Below are 14,455 nucleotides of genomic sequence, written 5' to 3' on the forward strand. Positions count from 1 at the left end.
ACGATAAGAAGGCTCACCCGATGACCGCCATGACCCCGTGCCTGGATCGACCCGGATTTCTGCCCAGACTTTCTTCACATCATCAGCCTCGCCCTCGCTTGAGTGCGCCTCTTCTGGCTTCGAACGCGCGGGTCAGGCTGTTGTGCGCACCCGCTGGCAGTGGCAAAACCGCACTGCTCAGCGAATGTCTTCTGCAGGTGCGTGCAGACTGCGAGACGATTTGGCTGCCGCTGGCGGGAGCAGCGCTCAGCTGCGAGGAGTTTTGCCTGCGTCTGACTCAGGTGCTCGGGCTGGTCGAGGACCTTGACGTTGCGCAGCTGATGGCGGAGCTGGCACGTTGGCCCAGGACAACTTCGCTGTTTATCGACGATTACAGCCGTCTGCCGGATCCGGCTCTGGATGCTTTACTGGATCGTTTGTTGGCGGTCAGCAGCCCGGCGCTCACCTGGTGGATCAGCACTCGCCGCCGGCCACAGTGCAACTGGCCGCGCCTGTTGCTCGATGACGAACTCTACGAATCCGAGCGCGCCAGCCTGGCACTGACCCACGATGAGCTTGTACCGGTGTTGCGCCATTTGCCGCCAGACCAGGCGGACCGTGTCGCCGCCGGTATCATCCAGCGTACTGGCGGCTGGTGCGCGGGTGCGCGTATGGCGCTGCTGCAAAAGTGCGACTGGTCGCAAAAGCTGCAGCCACAACAGCGTGTCGACACCCTGCTCGATTATCTGCAGCACGAACTCTTCAGCAACCTGACGCCAGAGCAGGATGAGGCATGGCGTGTTCTGGCCCAATTGCCGCGGTTCAACGCGCCATTATGCGAGCATTTGTTCGGCCCCGGCGAAGGCGCACAGCTGTTGCATGACCTACAAGTGCTGGGCTGCTTTATCGAGCCTTGGCAGGAGTCCGTCGATTGGCTGCAGGTTTTTCGCCCGCTGTCGCGAATCATGCAGGAGTCGCATTGGCCGTGTGCGCGTTCGTGGCATCGGCGCGCCTGTCAGTGGTTCACTGCGGTGCAGGATTGGCGAGCAGCGTTCGAGCAAGCGTTGTTGGCCGAAGAGTACGAAACGGCCGTAAGCCTGTTGCAGCATTTGAGCTTCGAGGATCTGCTGGAAGACCAGACGGTCGTCCTGCTGTTGCGCTTGCATGAGCAGCAAAGTCGCGAGCTGACCTTGATGACACCGCAATTGATCGGGCTGGTCACGGGGGCATTGCTGTTCGCCGGCCGATTCGAACAGGCCGCGCAATGCATGGCTCATCTCGTCCGCTTCATGCCGCAGCCGACGAAGCATCTGGAGCAGCAACTGCTGGCACGTTGGCAGGCGCAACAAGGTTGGCTCTGCCACTTGCAGGGGCAAATGGAGCCGGCGCGCGCCTGTTTTCAGGAGGCATTGTCAGCGTTGACCGACGATGCCTGGCAAGCCCGTCTGATGTGTCTGTCGGGACTGACGCAGCAGGCGTTACTGTGCGGTGAACTCGATCAGGCCCATGCTCTCAACCGCGAGGCGCTGTGCCTGGCGCGCGCGCATGGCTCCCTGTTGTTCGAAGGGTTGCTGGAGCTTGATCATGCGCAATGGCTCGAGCAGCGAGGAGCGCCCGCGCGTGCCGAAAGTCTGCTGGTGGACATTGAGCATTTGCTGCGTCAGCGCACCCTGGTACCCACGCCGCTGCTGGGCCGAATTGCCCTGCGACGAGGTCGGCTGGCGCTGTGCATGGGTCTGGAAGAGCAGGCTGCGGATCTGTTCAGCCGAGGCCTTGAAGATTGTTTGCGCAGTGAAGACAAGCGGGTCTTGTATGGCTACCTCGGGCAGGCTCAACTGGCCGGCAATCGAGGCGATTATGCCTGCGCTTTCGAGCGCCTGCGCGAGGCCGAAAGGGTCATGCAGCAGCGGCAGATTCCCGATACGGTCTATCGCGGTGTCGTGCTTCAGGTCAGCAGCCAGTTCTGGTTGCAGCAGGGGCGACCGCAATTGGTGCAAGAGGCGTTGGGCCGGCTGTTAAGGCATTACCGTGGACCCTCTGCACTCCAGGCGCCGCCCGCCACTTTCGAGCTGATTATCCGCATTGAATACCTGCTGGCCTGCGCGCATACGCAGTTGAATCCGGATGAAAACTGTCTGCCAACCATTGAACGATTGCTCAATCAGGCGCAGGGCAGAGGCATGTTGACTGCGGAAACGGAGTTGCTGCTGGCCTTCGCCCAGTTGGCCGAATCGAACGGTGACACAGAGGCGGCGCAGCAAGCTTTCCAGCGTGCCGGAATGCTGGTGGAGCGCTGTCAATTGCAGCACGCCATGCGGGAGTGGGAATTACGCCGGGGCAGTCTCGGAACAGTGTCTGCCAAGCAGATTCCTGCCAGGCAATGCGATAACCCTGATCTGGCGTCGGGCCTCAGTCGGCGTGAGCGCGAAGTGCTGATGTTGATTGCTCAAGGTGCTTCGAATCAGCAAGTTGCAGAACAACTTTTTATTTCGTTACATACAGTAAAAACACATGCGAGACGGATTAATGGGAAGTTGGGGGTGGAGCGCAGAACTCAGGCGGTGGCGAAAGCAAAGTTGATGGGGATATTGGCTTAGTGTTTTAATTTTTTTTGCTGGTGAAAATGATTTTGGTTGTTTGTTGGCATGTTTTGTAAATTGTTCGAACTTCATGTTGATTGAAAAAGAAACTACCTTGCGACCCTCTGCATAGCTGCACTCGCAGCTCTGAATAGTCAAGTAAGGAAGTGTTGTGGCCAAGTTATTTAAAAGTTTGATGCGTGGTTCGTTGGGTGAGCAAGTTACGTGGGCTGAAGAGTGGAAAAAGGCCAGCCAGGCAAAAGCAGGTCTATTCAAGATCATCGACGCCATGCCAAGCGTGCTGGATATTCTTCGCAACTTGCTTGGGAGTGAGTTAAAGCGCTTGGGTAAAACGGTCGATATCGACAAAGTCTATATCAATACGGATCCTGCTTTTCCCGCCAATGAAAACCGGCCTTCAGGCACTCTTTGGGACGTCACAGTTCATTGTCTGGATAACAACGTCAGCCCCGCTTACATAGTGGGCGGCGATGGTGTGTTTTTTCTGCCGGACACGTTCAGTGAGCAATTCAAAGTCAATGTTCTGAATACGTTTATTGTCGAGGATCTGATCGCGGCTGTAGCTGCAGGACTGGAAAAAACGTTGCGAGCCGAGATCGCAAAGTTCTGGGCGGCGCCAGCGAAAACCATTCGCCCGGACACTGCACCTCTGTCGAATAAGCAGACTTTCATCGAAGCGTACGCCGTGGTCACGAGTGCAGAGCTGTCCCTGTCGGTCATGGCCAACAATTTTGATGCCCTGTTGGGTGAGAGATTCGCTCATCTTCTTGACGCAGACTCCGGCCGCGCAGCGTTTGAAGTCAACCTGCGCCCGACGCAGGATTACCTTCTGTCGCGTCAGCCCTGTTTCGTTCTGGACAACGCCGAGCGTCCGGATGCAGAAATGCCGCTGCTCAACGAGTCGACGTCCTATCTTGTGCACACGCCGGAATACGGCTTTGAGTTTTTTGAAAAAAATACCGATTTGCACAGCAAACTTCAGCAGCGATTGTCCTTGGGTAGTGACCAGATCAGATACCTGAAGGGTACGCGAAGTCCTCACGCCTTTTGTGTAGAGACTCATCTCAAAGGCCAGCTTGAAAGCGTGTCATCCTTGTTCAGTGGTCGGGAACAACTGGAAAATCCGCTTACCTCGGTGTTGCAGGACAATCAAAGCCTGCATGTTCTGCGCTACGGTATCAACACCCGCTTCTATCTGCTTCGGACTGCGTTGAAACGCACCGACTGGCCGGTTTGGCTCCATGGCGCTGGTAGCGATATTCAACAACGATATAACGAGCTTGAAGAATCCAAGGATCAATACCAGGCTGCGTTTTCAAGCGCGTTCCATGCGTGTTTTTCGTTTAAGGATTATGTGGTGCGTACGTTCGCTGAATGGGCGGACAGGGTTCTCGGTGAGCACCTGGATCCAGAAGCGATAAGTGTCCAGAGCTCGTACACTCTGCAAGTTGCCGGGCGTACTATCGAACAGGAAGAAACCCGCACGCTGACAGAATTTATCGTTTTCGGTCTGCATGACAATGGTTATAAAGCCGCCCTGACTATCATCGGCGTTCCCGACGCAAGTCGGCTGACGACGGTGGCGCTTGAGCAGTGGTTGGAGAGTCGCAACCTGCGACTGGAATTTACCAGCAGCCTTGCATCCTCGCCCTCGGTTGATTACCAAGAGGCTTATCGCAACTACCTCTTCAGCCAGATGGCGTTTGCAGTTTTTGTTGCTCGCCACTCTGGAAAGCTGGACTCCACCGATGCGAATATCATCGCGCGAGCCATGGCCAATGACGCCACGGTGACTATTCAGGGATTGGGAATCAAATCACAAGTACCAGCGTTGAAAGATGTCCTGATCATTTCGGCCAGAGAATATGTACCCTCGCTGATGCTGGTCAAAATGCCTGGCGGTGAATTTGAACTGCAAAAGTTTTCCGATGTTTATGCGGCGAACGTCTGGCTGGAGTCGGCATTGTCCGCAGATCGTGAATACGCTGCATTGCTGATCCATCCAGACTACCTGCACGAAGCAGGTAAGTTGCTCGGCAGCGATCCCACAAAACTGAACTACCGCTACACGCTCGATGGCCGGCCGGTCGATCTTGGCCTGAATCTCAAGGCACCGTTGGCAGACTACGTAAATATCGCTTACCGAGCCGAAGTTGCCCTGCACAAGGCCATTGCTCCGGCTGGTTATCGAGCACTGGGCATCGAAGGCCGCAAGCGCTATTCGCGTCTGACCACCGAACTCAAGGCACTCTCTACAGTTGATGCACGAGACAATGGTTTTCCGACATTCGAGCAGTTCACTTATGACTCGGTGAAAGCTCAGATAGAAGACATTTTGCGTACTCGTGGCAGCAAGGTTTCGGTCAATCCCGACAAGATCATTGTTCAAACCGAAGAGTTTCGTAAGAGCGTTACTGACGTTTTGCTTGAGGGACTCGCCTTTGAGGCCGTGCATCCGGGCTACGAAACGAAATTCAGCCCGAAATACTATTTGGTGAATGGCCATCCCAGCATTGAAAAACTGGATATCCGAGACCTGTCCTCACTGTCGAAAACTTTCCGTCCCGGCGACAGATATACCGCCATGCTGAAAGCGCAATATCAGAACAGCGCTCATCCTGACTACGCGTTCAAGCGCGCGGTACACGCCCGAAGAATCCGCTGTGAAATGTACCGCAATGCTTTTGCCGACTTTACCAATGGCAGACTGTCAGTAGAGTCTTTTTCTGCTATCCAGCGGACTATCGATAATCTGAAAGAAAGTGGCGGTTATCAGTCAATTGTGAATAGCGTCGCCGAAGGTGACGTCGGACTGTATAAGTTCAACATCGTCGAGCCGGGTTTGACGGCTGCCTGGGACCGCACGGTTGGCGGCGTTTATATTTTCCGACTGAAGATGTCTTCAGGGTTGCTCGATTTGCTCTATACGCCTGACGCGCCGGATCTGGTCAGCTTCCGGCCCATCGCTGATTTCATTCCTTCGATTCGTTTTCGATACGGCCCGTTCAGGAATTACTACAGCCAGCGGATATTGCTGGTCGACCAAAAGGTGATCAACGACTATTTCGACAATCTGGTTGCAACCGCCGATACCAAACCGGTCATTCGCACCCAGCAGCGTTCGTTATTGCCTGATCTGTTCACTTTCCATGACGAGCGAGTGCGCCGTGTATTGAGCGATATCGACGAACGCACCACCAGTCTCAATGAAATAATCACCGGTATTATTTATGACAACCTGTTGAAGGCCGCGAACATCGTGAGCCTGCTGGTGCCTCCCGTGGGCACTGTCGTGGTGGCTGTGCAGATGATGAAAAGCATCTACGACGCCTCACAGTCGGACAAGCGAGGTGACTACCGCGCTGCCCTGGGACATGTCCAGGAAGCGCTGACCGGGCTGATGACGTTGGGCCAGGCCGCAGCTGCGGGTGCCCCCGTCAAGGAAATCACACATGCACAACGGTCCTTGCTCAGTTTGTTCGAAGATGCGCGGACGGTCGCGGAGCTGGTCACTTACTACACAGGCCAGGAAGAGTTGAAAGAGATGCTGGTCGAGTTCTTCAACACATTGATGGAAAGTGCCAGTTCCGGACTGAGTAAAACAACCGTTCATTGACCGCTTTTGAGCACTTGCTGCTCGCTCAATGCGTAAAGCGTTTATCGTTCATAACCCATCCGCCAACTCACGGCCCGCGTCGCCGCCAGCAACCGCTGCGCCGCCGGGCCGTTTTCGTCGGCGTGGAACAGCGAGGTCGGGCCGACAATGGTCAGCACGGCGGCGACCTGGCCGACAGCGTTGAACACCGGTGCGGACAACGCATCCACACCCGGCATCAGCAAACCATGCACATGATGCAGACCGCGTTCGCGGATCTGTTCACACAGTGATACGTAAGTCTTCTCGTCCTTCAGCGGATGATCGGCAGCGGCAATCTCCTGAACGCGCAAATCATCGGTTTCGCGATGTGGCAGATAAGCGCTGAATACCAGCCCGGTCGATGAACTGAGCAACGGCAATACCGAACCCAATTGCGTCACCACCGTCACTGCACGCACCGCCGGCTCGATGTGCACAACGGTTGCGCCTTGGTTGCCCCACACCGCCAGAAAGCAGGTTTCGTTGAGTTCGTCGCGCAGTTCGGCCAACGGCAGGGCGGCGACTTTCAGCACGTCCATACTGTTGAGTGCGGCGAGGCCTACACGCAAGGCTTCGCGGCCGAGGCCGTAATGGTTGGTCGCGGTGTTCTGCTCGGCGAATCCCGAGGCGATCAACGCCTGCAGATAGCGGTGAACCTTGCTCGCCGGCATTTGCACATGTTCGGCCAGTCGCGACAACGAAGTGGACGGCGACAACTCGGCCAGAGCCTTGAGGATGTCGGTGCCGACTTCGGCGGAGCGGACTTTCTGTTTGCCGTTGCTGTCGCTGGTTTTTTCCATGGTGCGGCCGGGTTCCGAAACGAATGGGCGTCTTTATAGCTTGACGCTGGATAGCGAGCAAATTACGTTATGCGTAATCGAATTACGATAATAACAACCCCGGCGTGCCGAAACCTCTGAGCCAGAGCGATGGGCCACTGCCGACTCCCTGTTCAGGAGGCTCCATGAACCTCGATTCAACCGCTCAGGCGCTGGCGTATCAGTCCGGTTTCGGCAACGAATTCAGCTCTGAAGCGTTGCTCGGCGCGCTACCCGTCGGCCAGAATTCCCCGCAAAAAGCGCCGTACGGTCTCTACACCGAATTGTTCTCCGGCACCGCGTTCACCATGACCCGCAGTGAAGCGCGGCGCACTTGGATGTACCGGATTCAGCCTTCGGCCAATCACCCGGCCTTCGTCAAACTGGAAAGACAACTGGCCGGCGGTCCTTTGGGCGAAGTGACGCCCAATCGCCTGCGCTGGAATCCGCTGGAGATCCCGGCCGAGCCAACCGATTTCATCGACGGTCTGGTGAGCATGGTCGCCAACGCTGGCGCGGAAAAGCCGTCCGGCATCAGCATCTACAACTACGTCGCCAACCGTTCGATGGAACGGGTGTTCTTCAACGCCGACGGCGAACTGCTGCTGGTGCCGCAACTCGGTCGATTGCGCATCGCCACCGAACTCGGTGTGCTGGAAGTGGCGCCGCTGGAAATCGCCGTGCTGCCGCGCGGCCTCAAATTCCGTATCGAATTGCTCGACCCGCAAGCACGCGGCTACGTCGCCGAGAACCATGGCGCGCCGTTGCGCCTGCCGGATCTGGGGCCGATCGGCAGCAACGGTCTGGCCAATCCGCGCGACTTCCTCACCCCGGTCGCCGCTTACGAGAACCTCCAGCAGCCGACCACGCTGGTGCAGAAATTCCTCGGCCAGCTATGGGCCACCGAACTCAATCACTCGCCGCTGAACGTGGTCGCCTGGCACGGCAATAACGTGCCGTACAAATACGATCTGCGCCGTTTCAACACCATCGGCACCGTCAGCTTCGATCACCCGGACCCGTCGATCTTCACCGTGCTGACCTCGCCGACCAGCGTGCACGGTCTGGCCAACCTCGACTTCGTGATCTTCCCGCCACGCTGGATGGTCGCCGAGAACACCTTCCGTCCGCCGTGGTTCCACCGCAATCTGATGAACGAATTCATGGGCCTGATCCAGGGCGAATACGACGCCAAGGCCGAAGGTTTTGTGCCCGGCGGTGCATCGCTGCACAGCTGCATGAGCGCCCACGGCCCGGATGGCGAGACCTGCACCAAAGCGATCAACGCCGAACTCAAACCGGCAAAAATCGACAACACCATGGCCTTCATGTTCGAGACCAGCCAGGTGCTGCGCCCAAGCCGCTTCGCCCTCGACTGCCCGCAACTGCAATCCACTTACGACGCTTGCTGGGCCACGCTGCCCGCGACGTTCGACCCGACCCGGAGATAACCCATGACTCAGACTTCCATTACCCGCAGTTGGGTTGCCTCGGCCAACGGCCACGCTGATTTCCCGCTGCAGAACCTGCCGCTGGGTGTGTTCAGCAGCAACGGTGCGCCGCCGCGCGCTGGCGTGGCGATTGGTGAACACATCTTCGATCTGCAAGTGGCGCTGGAAGCCGGGCTGTTCGACGGCGTCGCGCGCAGTGCGGTCGAAGCCATGCACGGCGGCCAGTTGAACGCGTTCTTCGAACTCGGTCGCGAGGCACGTGTGGCTCTGCGTTCGCGTCTGCTGGAACTGTTCAGCGAAGGCAGCACTCACCGTGGCAACATCGAAGCCCAAGGCGCGAAATTGCTGCCACTGGCCGCCGATTGCCAGCTGCATCTGCCGGCACGCATCAGCGATTACACCGACTTCTACGTCGGCATCGAGCACGCGCAGAACGTCGGCAAACTGTTCCGTCCGGATAACCCGCTGCTGCCGAACTACAAGCATGTGCCGATCGGCTATCACGGTCGCGCCTCCACCGTGCGCGCGTCGGGCACTGACGTACGGCGTCCGAAAGGCCAGACCTTGCCGGCCGGTCAGACCGAGCCGACGTTTGGTCCGTGCGCACGCCTGGACTATGAGCTGGAGCTGGGCATCTGGATCGGTCAGGGCAACGAGATGGGCGATTCGATCGCCATCGCTGACGCGGCTGATCACATCGCCGGTTTCTGCCTGCTCAACGATTGGTCGGCACGCGATATCCAGGCTTGGGAATACCAGCCGCTGGGTCCGTTCCTGTCGAAAAGTTTTATCACCAGCGTCTCGCCGTGGGTGGTTACCGCAGAAGCGCTGGAGCCATTTCGCACCGCGCAACCGAAGCGTCCTGAAGGTGATCCGCAGCCGCTGCCGTACCTGTTCGACAAGCGCGATCAGGACGGCGGTGCCTTCGACATCGAACTGGAAGTGTTGCTGCTCACCGAAGCCATGCGCGAGCAGAACCTGCCGGCTCATCGCCTGACGCTGAGCAACACCCGTTACATGTACTGGACCGTCGCGCAAATGGTCGCGCACCACAGCGTCAACGGCTGCCAGTTGCAGGCCGGTGACCTGTTCGGTTCGGGCACCTTGTCCGGCCCTGAGAGCGGTCAGTTCGGTAGCCTGCTGGAAATCACCGAGGGCGGTAAAAAGCCGATTGAACTGGCGTCTGGCGAGGTGCGTAAATTCCTCGAGGACGGTGACGAAATCATTCTGCGCGCTCGTTGCGCTCGCGATGGTTTTGCTTCGATCGGCTTCGGCGAGTGCCGCGGCAAAGTGTTGCCGGCGCGCTGACAGGAGCGGCATATGGATCTCTATACCTATTACCGTTCGACCTCGTCGTACCGGGTGCGAATCGCGCTGGCGCTGAAGGGTCTCGACTATCAGGCGTTGCCGGTCAATCTGATCGCACCGCCGGGTGGCGAGCATCGCCAAGCGGCGTATCTGGCGATCAATCCACAGGGCCGGGTGCCGGCCTTGCGCACTGACGAAGGCGGTTTGCTGATTCAGTCGCCGGCCATCATTGAGTACCTGGAAGAACGTTATCCACAGGTGCCGTTGCTGCCTGAAGATCTGCTTGCCCGTGCGCAGGTGCGGGGTGTGGCGGCGGTGATCGGCTGCGATGTGCATCCGCTGCACAACGTCAGTGTGCTCAATCGCCTGCGTCAGTTAGGGCACGATGAGGCGCAGGTGGTGGAGTGGATCAGTCACTGGATCAGCCAAGGGCTGGCGACGGTGGAGCAGTTGATTGGCGATGAGGGTTTCTGTTTCGGCGAGTGGCCGTGTGTGGCCGATGTGTACCTGATTCCGCAGTTGTATGCGGCTGAGCGGTTCAATGTCAGCCTTGAGGCGTATCCGAACATTCGTCGGGTCGCCGCACTGGCGGCTGAACATCCTGCGTTCATCAAGGCGCATCCCGCCAACCAACCAGACACCCCATAACCCTGTAGGAGTGAGCCTGCTCGCGATGAGGGAGTGTCAGTCACTCAGTTTCTGACTGACCCACCGCTATCGCGAGCAGGCTCACTCCTACAAGGGAATATCGCCATTCGCATAATCATAAAAACAAAACAGGTACCTTGCGATGCACAACCAGATTGCCAGCTTTCGGGCGGCACTCGACGCCCGTCCTGTGTCCCGCTATCAGTGGTTGCTCTTGATCCTGCTCGCCTTGCTGCTGGTCACCGACGGTTATGACGCCCAGGTGCTCGGTTACGTGGTGCCTGCGCTGGCGCAGGACTGGGGCCTGGAAAAGTCTGCGTTCGGCCCGGTTTTCAGCGCCAACCTGCTCGGCCTCACGCTCGGTTCGCTCGCAGTCACACCGCTCGCCGACCGCTTTGGCGTACGCCGGATCTTGCTCGCCTGCGTACTGATCTACGCCACGCTGACGGTGCTGATGGTCTTCGCCGACTCGTTGAACACGCTGATGATCGCGCGCTTTATTTGTGGCATCGGCATGGGCGGGGCGATGCCCAGTGCAATGGCATTGATGTCGGAATATTCGCCACCGCGTTTGCGCACCTTGATGGTAACGCTGGCGGCGTGTGGTTTTTCGTTCGGTGGCGCGGCGGGTGGTTTCGTCGCCGCCGGGTTCATCGACCAGTTCGGCTGGCAAGCAGTGTTTCTCGCCGGTGGCGTTACGCCGTTGCTGTTGTTTCCGTTTCTCTGGTGGATGCTGCCGGAGTCGCTGCCACGTTTGCTGCGTGATGAACCGCCGTATACGCGGCTGCGCAAAGTCACCGCGCGCATGCTGCCGGACTGGCAACCACCGCTGGCGACTGCCGAGCAGAACGAACGTGAGCAGGGCAGCAAACTGACCGTGGTCGAATTGTTCCGTAATGGCTACGCGCGACCGACCTTGCTGATCTGGGCAACGTTTTTCGTCAGCCTGATTCTGCTGTATTTCATGATCAGCTGGCTGCCGACGCTGCTGCTGGAAAGTGGCTTGAAACTCAACGAAGCCAATCTGGTGACGTCGATGTTTCTGTTCGCCGGCACCTTGGGCGCGATCTGCATGGCCTGGTTCGCTGACCGCTTGAAGCGCAAGGTGCGATTGTTGTCCGCAGTGTTGGCCGGTGCGGCGCTGTGCACGATTCTGCTCGGGCTAAATCACGACAACCCGCGTTATCTGGTCGCCTGCGTGTTCGCCGCCGGGTTCTGCATCATCGGCGGGCAACTGACGCTGAATGCGTTTGCCAGCAATTTCTACCCGGCGCATGTGCGTGCGACCGGCACCGGTTGGGCATTGGGCGTGGGTCGCTTCGGTTCGATTCTCGGGCCGCTGTTTGGCAGCCTGCTGCTGGCGATGCACATTCCAGTGACGCAGATTTTCTTCTTCTGTGCGATCCCGGCGGTCATCGCCGCGCTGCTGATTATTCAGGTGCGTTCGCCTTCCGAAGGAAATTCGGCAGTTGGAGTGGGGATATCTGTCAAATCCTGAAGAGCAAAAGATCGCAGCCTTCGGCAGCTCCTACATGGGAATGCATATTTCAATGTAGGAGCTGCCGAAGGCTGCGATCTTTTGCTTTTAATGGACGACTGAGTTGGGCGGCAGGTGTCCGAGGCGTTCAGTCAGCCGCAGGCGCTGAATCGGGTCGTCGCTGAGCATCAGCGCGTGTTCCAGATCAAAGCGCTCGGCATTCGGGCAGTCGAGCCGCTGATAAAGACTGGCTCGGGCCAGGTAATCAGCGGCGCCAGCGTCACCCAGTTCGAGCACGCGTTCGGCGTCGATCAGTGCGGCAATGAAGTCATCATGTGTCAGGTGCAACTGCCGCAGGTTGCGCGACAGGCGCTGAAGCATTTGCACCGGCGAGGCGGTCAACAGATGCTCGGCGTTGAGCTTCATATTCGGCCCATACTGGCGCTGCAACAGTTCGCGACAATCATTGGGGTACAAGCGCCGGCCGCCGCACGGATCAAGCAGGTGATCGGCGCCGGGCACGCGCAGCAGGAAGTGTCCGGGGAAGTTGACCCCGACCAGAGGAATCTCCAGCCCTCGCGCCAGCTCCAGGGCAATCAGCGCCAATGCCAACGGTTGGCCGCGACGGGTCTGCATCACTTTGTGCAACAGCGCCGCCTGCGGGCGCAGCGGCAGGAAGTCGTCCTGGGCAAAGCCCAGATCAGTCATGCGGCGCAACAGGGGCTGCGCCAGTTCACTGACCGGCAGCATCGGCAAGCCGTAACTGACGCGTTGTTGCAGGTCTTTGAATTCTAGTAACAGCGCTTCGGGATCGACCGCTTTTTCGTGCTCGGCCGCCATCCATAGCGCGGCTTCGAACAGCGCGGGCGGTGAACGGTGCAGGCATTCGAAAAAACGTTGACGCGCACTCATCGAAATCTCCGGGGAATGCCTCGTTTTAGCCCGGTCCGGGTCATTCGTCCAGTGCCTCGCAGCACCGCTGTCGGGTTATGCCGCAAAGCTGTTGTCGGCGCGGGCGCTTATTCCGGTGTGCTCCAGCAATTTTCAGGCGCAGGCCTATACTGGCGTTCTACAAGAAGTGATTCGGGAGCCCAACGATGTTTGCGCTCATGCAAAGCACTCGCCTGGAATCGCTGCACCTTAGCGTTGACCCGGTCTCCGGGTTGAAGGCGGTCATTGCCATCCATAACAGTCGCCTCGGGCCAGCCTTGGGTGGATGTCGTTATCTTGCCTATCCCAATGACGAATCTGCCGTCGAAGATGCCATTCGCCTCGCTCAGGGCATGAGCTACAAAGCCGCGCTGGCGGGGCTGCCGCAGGGCGGTGGCGTTGCAGTGATCGTGCGTCCTGTGCACGTGGAAAACCGTGGTGCACTGTTCGAAGCGTTTGGCCGTTGCATCAATCAGCTTGATGGTCGCTACATCACCGCCATCGACAGCGGTACCTCGGTGGCGGACATGGACTGCATCGCTCAGCAGACCCAGCATGTCACCAGCACCACGTCGGCCGGTGACCCCGCACCACACGCAGCGATGGGCGTGTTTGCCGGCATTCGGGCGACCGCCATGGCACGGCTGGGGAGCGACAATCTCGAAGGTTTGCGCATCGCGATTCAGGGCTTGGGCAATGTCGGTTACGCGTTGGCCGAGCAACTCCACGCCGCCGGGGCAGAACTGCTGGTCAGCGACATTGACCATGGCAAAGTGCAACTGGCGATGGAACAACTCAACGCTCACCCGATCGCTAACGACGCGTTGCTCAGTACGCCGTGTGACATCCTCGCGCCGTGCGGTCTGGGCGGGGTTTTGAACAGCCACACGGTCACGCAACTGCGTTGCTCGGCCGTGGCCGGTTCGGCAAACAACCAACTGACGCACCTGGATGTCGCCGATCAACTGGAACGGCGCGGGATTCTGTATGCGCCGGACTATGTGATCAATGCCGGAGGCTTGATCTACGTCTCGCTCAAGCATCGCGGCGAAGAACTGACCACCATTACCGCGCATCTGTCGAAGATCAGCTCTCGACTCACCGAAGTATTTGCCCATGCACAGGCGGAAAAACGTTCGCCGGCGCGGGTGGCGGATGAGTTGGCGGAAAAAGTTTTGTATCGCTGAAAAAGCAAAAGATCGTCCGATCGCGGCCCGAGCCTTCGGACGATCTTTTAGGGCGTTGCTTACTTCGCGGCTTTTGCTGCTTTGGCTGGCTTCGCCGGCGTTTCAGCGGGTTCCGCTGCTTGCGCATTATCGACCGGCTCGGCCGGTGCGTTGAGCAGCTCGGACAGTGCATCCGGCTGGCTCTTGAACGCCCGGGCGAACACATCGCGATTCTTCGCCATGTATATCCCGGCTTCCTCCACTTGCTGTTCAGTCAGCGACGGAACGGCTTTTTGCAGCACATCGGCCAGATATTCGGCCAGTTCGAGCATTTTGTCATGACGGTCAGCTTCGGCTTTATCCATGAACAAGCGCTCCAGATCTCGGCTGCTGCGGTATACCACTTCGACGGCCATTCACCACCTCACATGCCTTCACATT

General features: G+C 58.4%; 9 protein-coding genes and 1 pseudogene. 7 read left to right on the forward strand and 3 right to left on the reverse strand.

Annotated elements, in window-relative coordinates:
- Positions 1 to 20: 20 nt before the first annotated feature.
- Both AC3IUF_RS04690 and AC3IUF_RS04695 read left to right on the forward strand, forming a co-directional pair.
- Positions 21 to 2,576: a LuxR C-terminal-related transcriptional regulator gene (locus AC3IUF_RS04690; protein ID WP_489280502.1), complete on the forward strand. Its 2,556-nt coding sequence runs from the start codon at positions 21 to 23 to the stop codon at positions 2,574 to 2,576.
- Between the two features lie 154 nt (positions 2,577 to 2,730).
- Positions 2,731 to 6,195, forward strand: a complete 3,465-nt coding sequence (locus AC3IUF_RS04695; protein WP_489280504.1) for a dermonecrotic toxin domain-containing protein — start codon at positions 2,731 to 2,733, stop codon at positions 6,193 to 6,195.
- Positions 6,196 to 6,236: 41 nt separating this feature from the next.
- On the opposite strand, the gene AC3IUF_RS04700 is transcribed toward AC3IUF_RS04695, so the two are convergent.
- Positions 6,237 to 7,016, reverse strand: a complete 780-nt coding sequence (locus AC3IUF_RS04700; protein WP_007914208.1) for an IclR family transcriptional regulator — start codon at positions 7,014 to 7,016, stop codon at positions 6,237 to 6,239.
- A gap of 164 nt (positions 7,017 to 7,180) precedes the next feature.
- Between AC3IUF_RS04700 and hmgA the strand changes: the two genes are divergently transcribed.
- From hmgA to AC3IUF_RS04720, 4 genes are all read left to right on the forward strand, one after another.
- A complete protein-coding gene (hmgA, locus tag AC3IUF_RS04705) occupies positions 7,181 to 8,485 on the forward strand; it encodes a homogentisate 1,2-dioxygenase (protein ID WP_489280506.1) in 1,305 nt (434 codons plus the stop codon).
- Positions 8,486 to 8,488: 3 nt separating this feature from the next.
- Positions 8,489 to 9,793, forward strand: coding sequence for a fumarylacetoacetase (gene fahA / locus AC3IUF_RS04710; protein WP_007914206.1), 1,305 nt, complete (start codon positions 8,489 to 8,491; stop codon positions 9,791 to 9,793).
- A 12-nt stretch (positions 9,794 to 9,805) separates the two neighbouring features.
- Positions 9,806 to 10,441, forward strand: a complete 636-nt coding sequence (maiA, locus tag AC3IUF_RS04715; RefSeq protein ID WP_007914205.1) for a maleylacetoacetate isomerase — start codon at positions 9,806 to 9,808, stop codon at positions 10,439 to 10,441.
- A gap of 142 nt (positions 10,442 to 10,583) precedes the next feature.
- Positions 10,584 to 11,939, forward strand: a complete 1,356-nt coding sequence (locus AC3IUF_RS04720; protein ID WP_007914203.1) for an MFS transporter — start codon at positions 10,584 to 10,586, stop codon at positions 11,937 to 11,939.
- A gap of 87 nt (positions 11,940 to 12,026) precedes the next feature.
- Here the strand turns inward: AC3IUF_RS04720 and AC3IUF_RS04725 are convergent, their stop codons facing one another.
- Positions 12,027 to 12,830 carry a SirB1 family protein gene (locus tag AC3IUF_RS04725; RefSeq protein ID WP_007950287.1) on the reverse strand — a complete coding sequence of 268 codons (804 nt, stop codon included), beginning with the start codon at positions 12,828 to 12,830 and terminating at the stop codon, positions 12,027 to 12,029.
- A 185-nt stretch (positions 12,831 to 13,015) separates the two neighbouring features.
- Between AC3IUF_RS04725 and AC3IUF_RS04730 the strand changes: the two genes are divergently transcribed.
- Complete coding sequence (locus tag AC3IUF_RS04730) at positions 13,016 to 14,035, forward strand: Leu/Phe/Val dehydrogenase (RefSeq protein ID WP_414916159.1); 1,020 nt, start codon at positions 13,016 to 13,018, stop codon at positions 14,033 to 14,035.
- Between the two features lie 140 nt (positions 14,036 to 14,175).
- Here the strand turns inward: AC3IUF_RS04730 and AC3IUF_RS04735 are convergent.
- Positions 14,176 to 14,430 (reverse strand): annotated as a pseudogene (locus tag AC3IUF_RS04735) (YebG family protein); the annotation flags it as partial.
- Between the last annotated feature and the right edge of the window lie 25 nt (positions 14,431 to 14,455).

Source organism: Pseudomonas sp. KH_040, from assembly GCF_057839305.1.

Excerpts from the sequence above, each read along its gene's own strand:
- AC3IUF_RS04690 (WP_489280502.1), top strand. The coding sequence starts at position 21 with ATGACCGCCATGACCCCGTGCCTGGATCGACCCGGATTTCTGCCCAGA.
- AC3IUF_RS04700 (WP_007914208.1), bottom strand. The coding sequence starts at position 7,016 with ATGGAAAAAACCAGCGACAGCAACGGCAAACAGAAAGTCCGCTCCGCC.
- hmgA (WP_489280506.1), top strand. The coding sequence starts at position 7,181 with ATGAACCTCGATTCAACCGCTCAGGCGCTGGCGTATCAGTCCGGTTTC.
- fahA (WP_007914206.1), top strand. The coding sequence starts at position 8,489 with ATGACTCAGACTTCCATTACCCGCAGTTGGGTTGCCTCGGCCAACGGC.
- maiA (WP_007914205.1), top strand. The coding sequence starts at position 9,806 with ATGGATCTCTATACCTATTACCGTTCGACCTCGTCGTACCGGGTGCGA.
- AC3IUF_RS04720 (WP_007914203.1), top strand. The coding sequence starts at position 10,584 with ATGCACAACCAGATTGCCAGCTTTCGGGCGGCACTCGACGCCCGTCCT.
- AC3IUF_RS04725 (WP_007950287.1), bottom strand. The coding sequence starts at position 12,830 with ATGAGTGCGCGTCAACGTTTTTTCGAATGCCTGCACCGTTCACCGCCC.
- AC3IUF_RS04730 (WP_414916159.1), top strand. The coding sequence starts at position 13,016 with ATGTTTGCGCTCATGCAAAGCACTCGCCTGGAATCGCTGCACCTTAGC.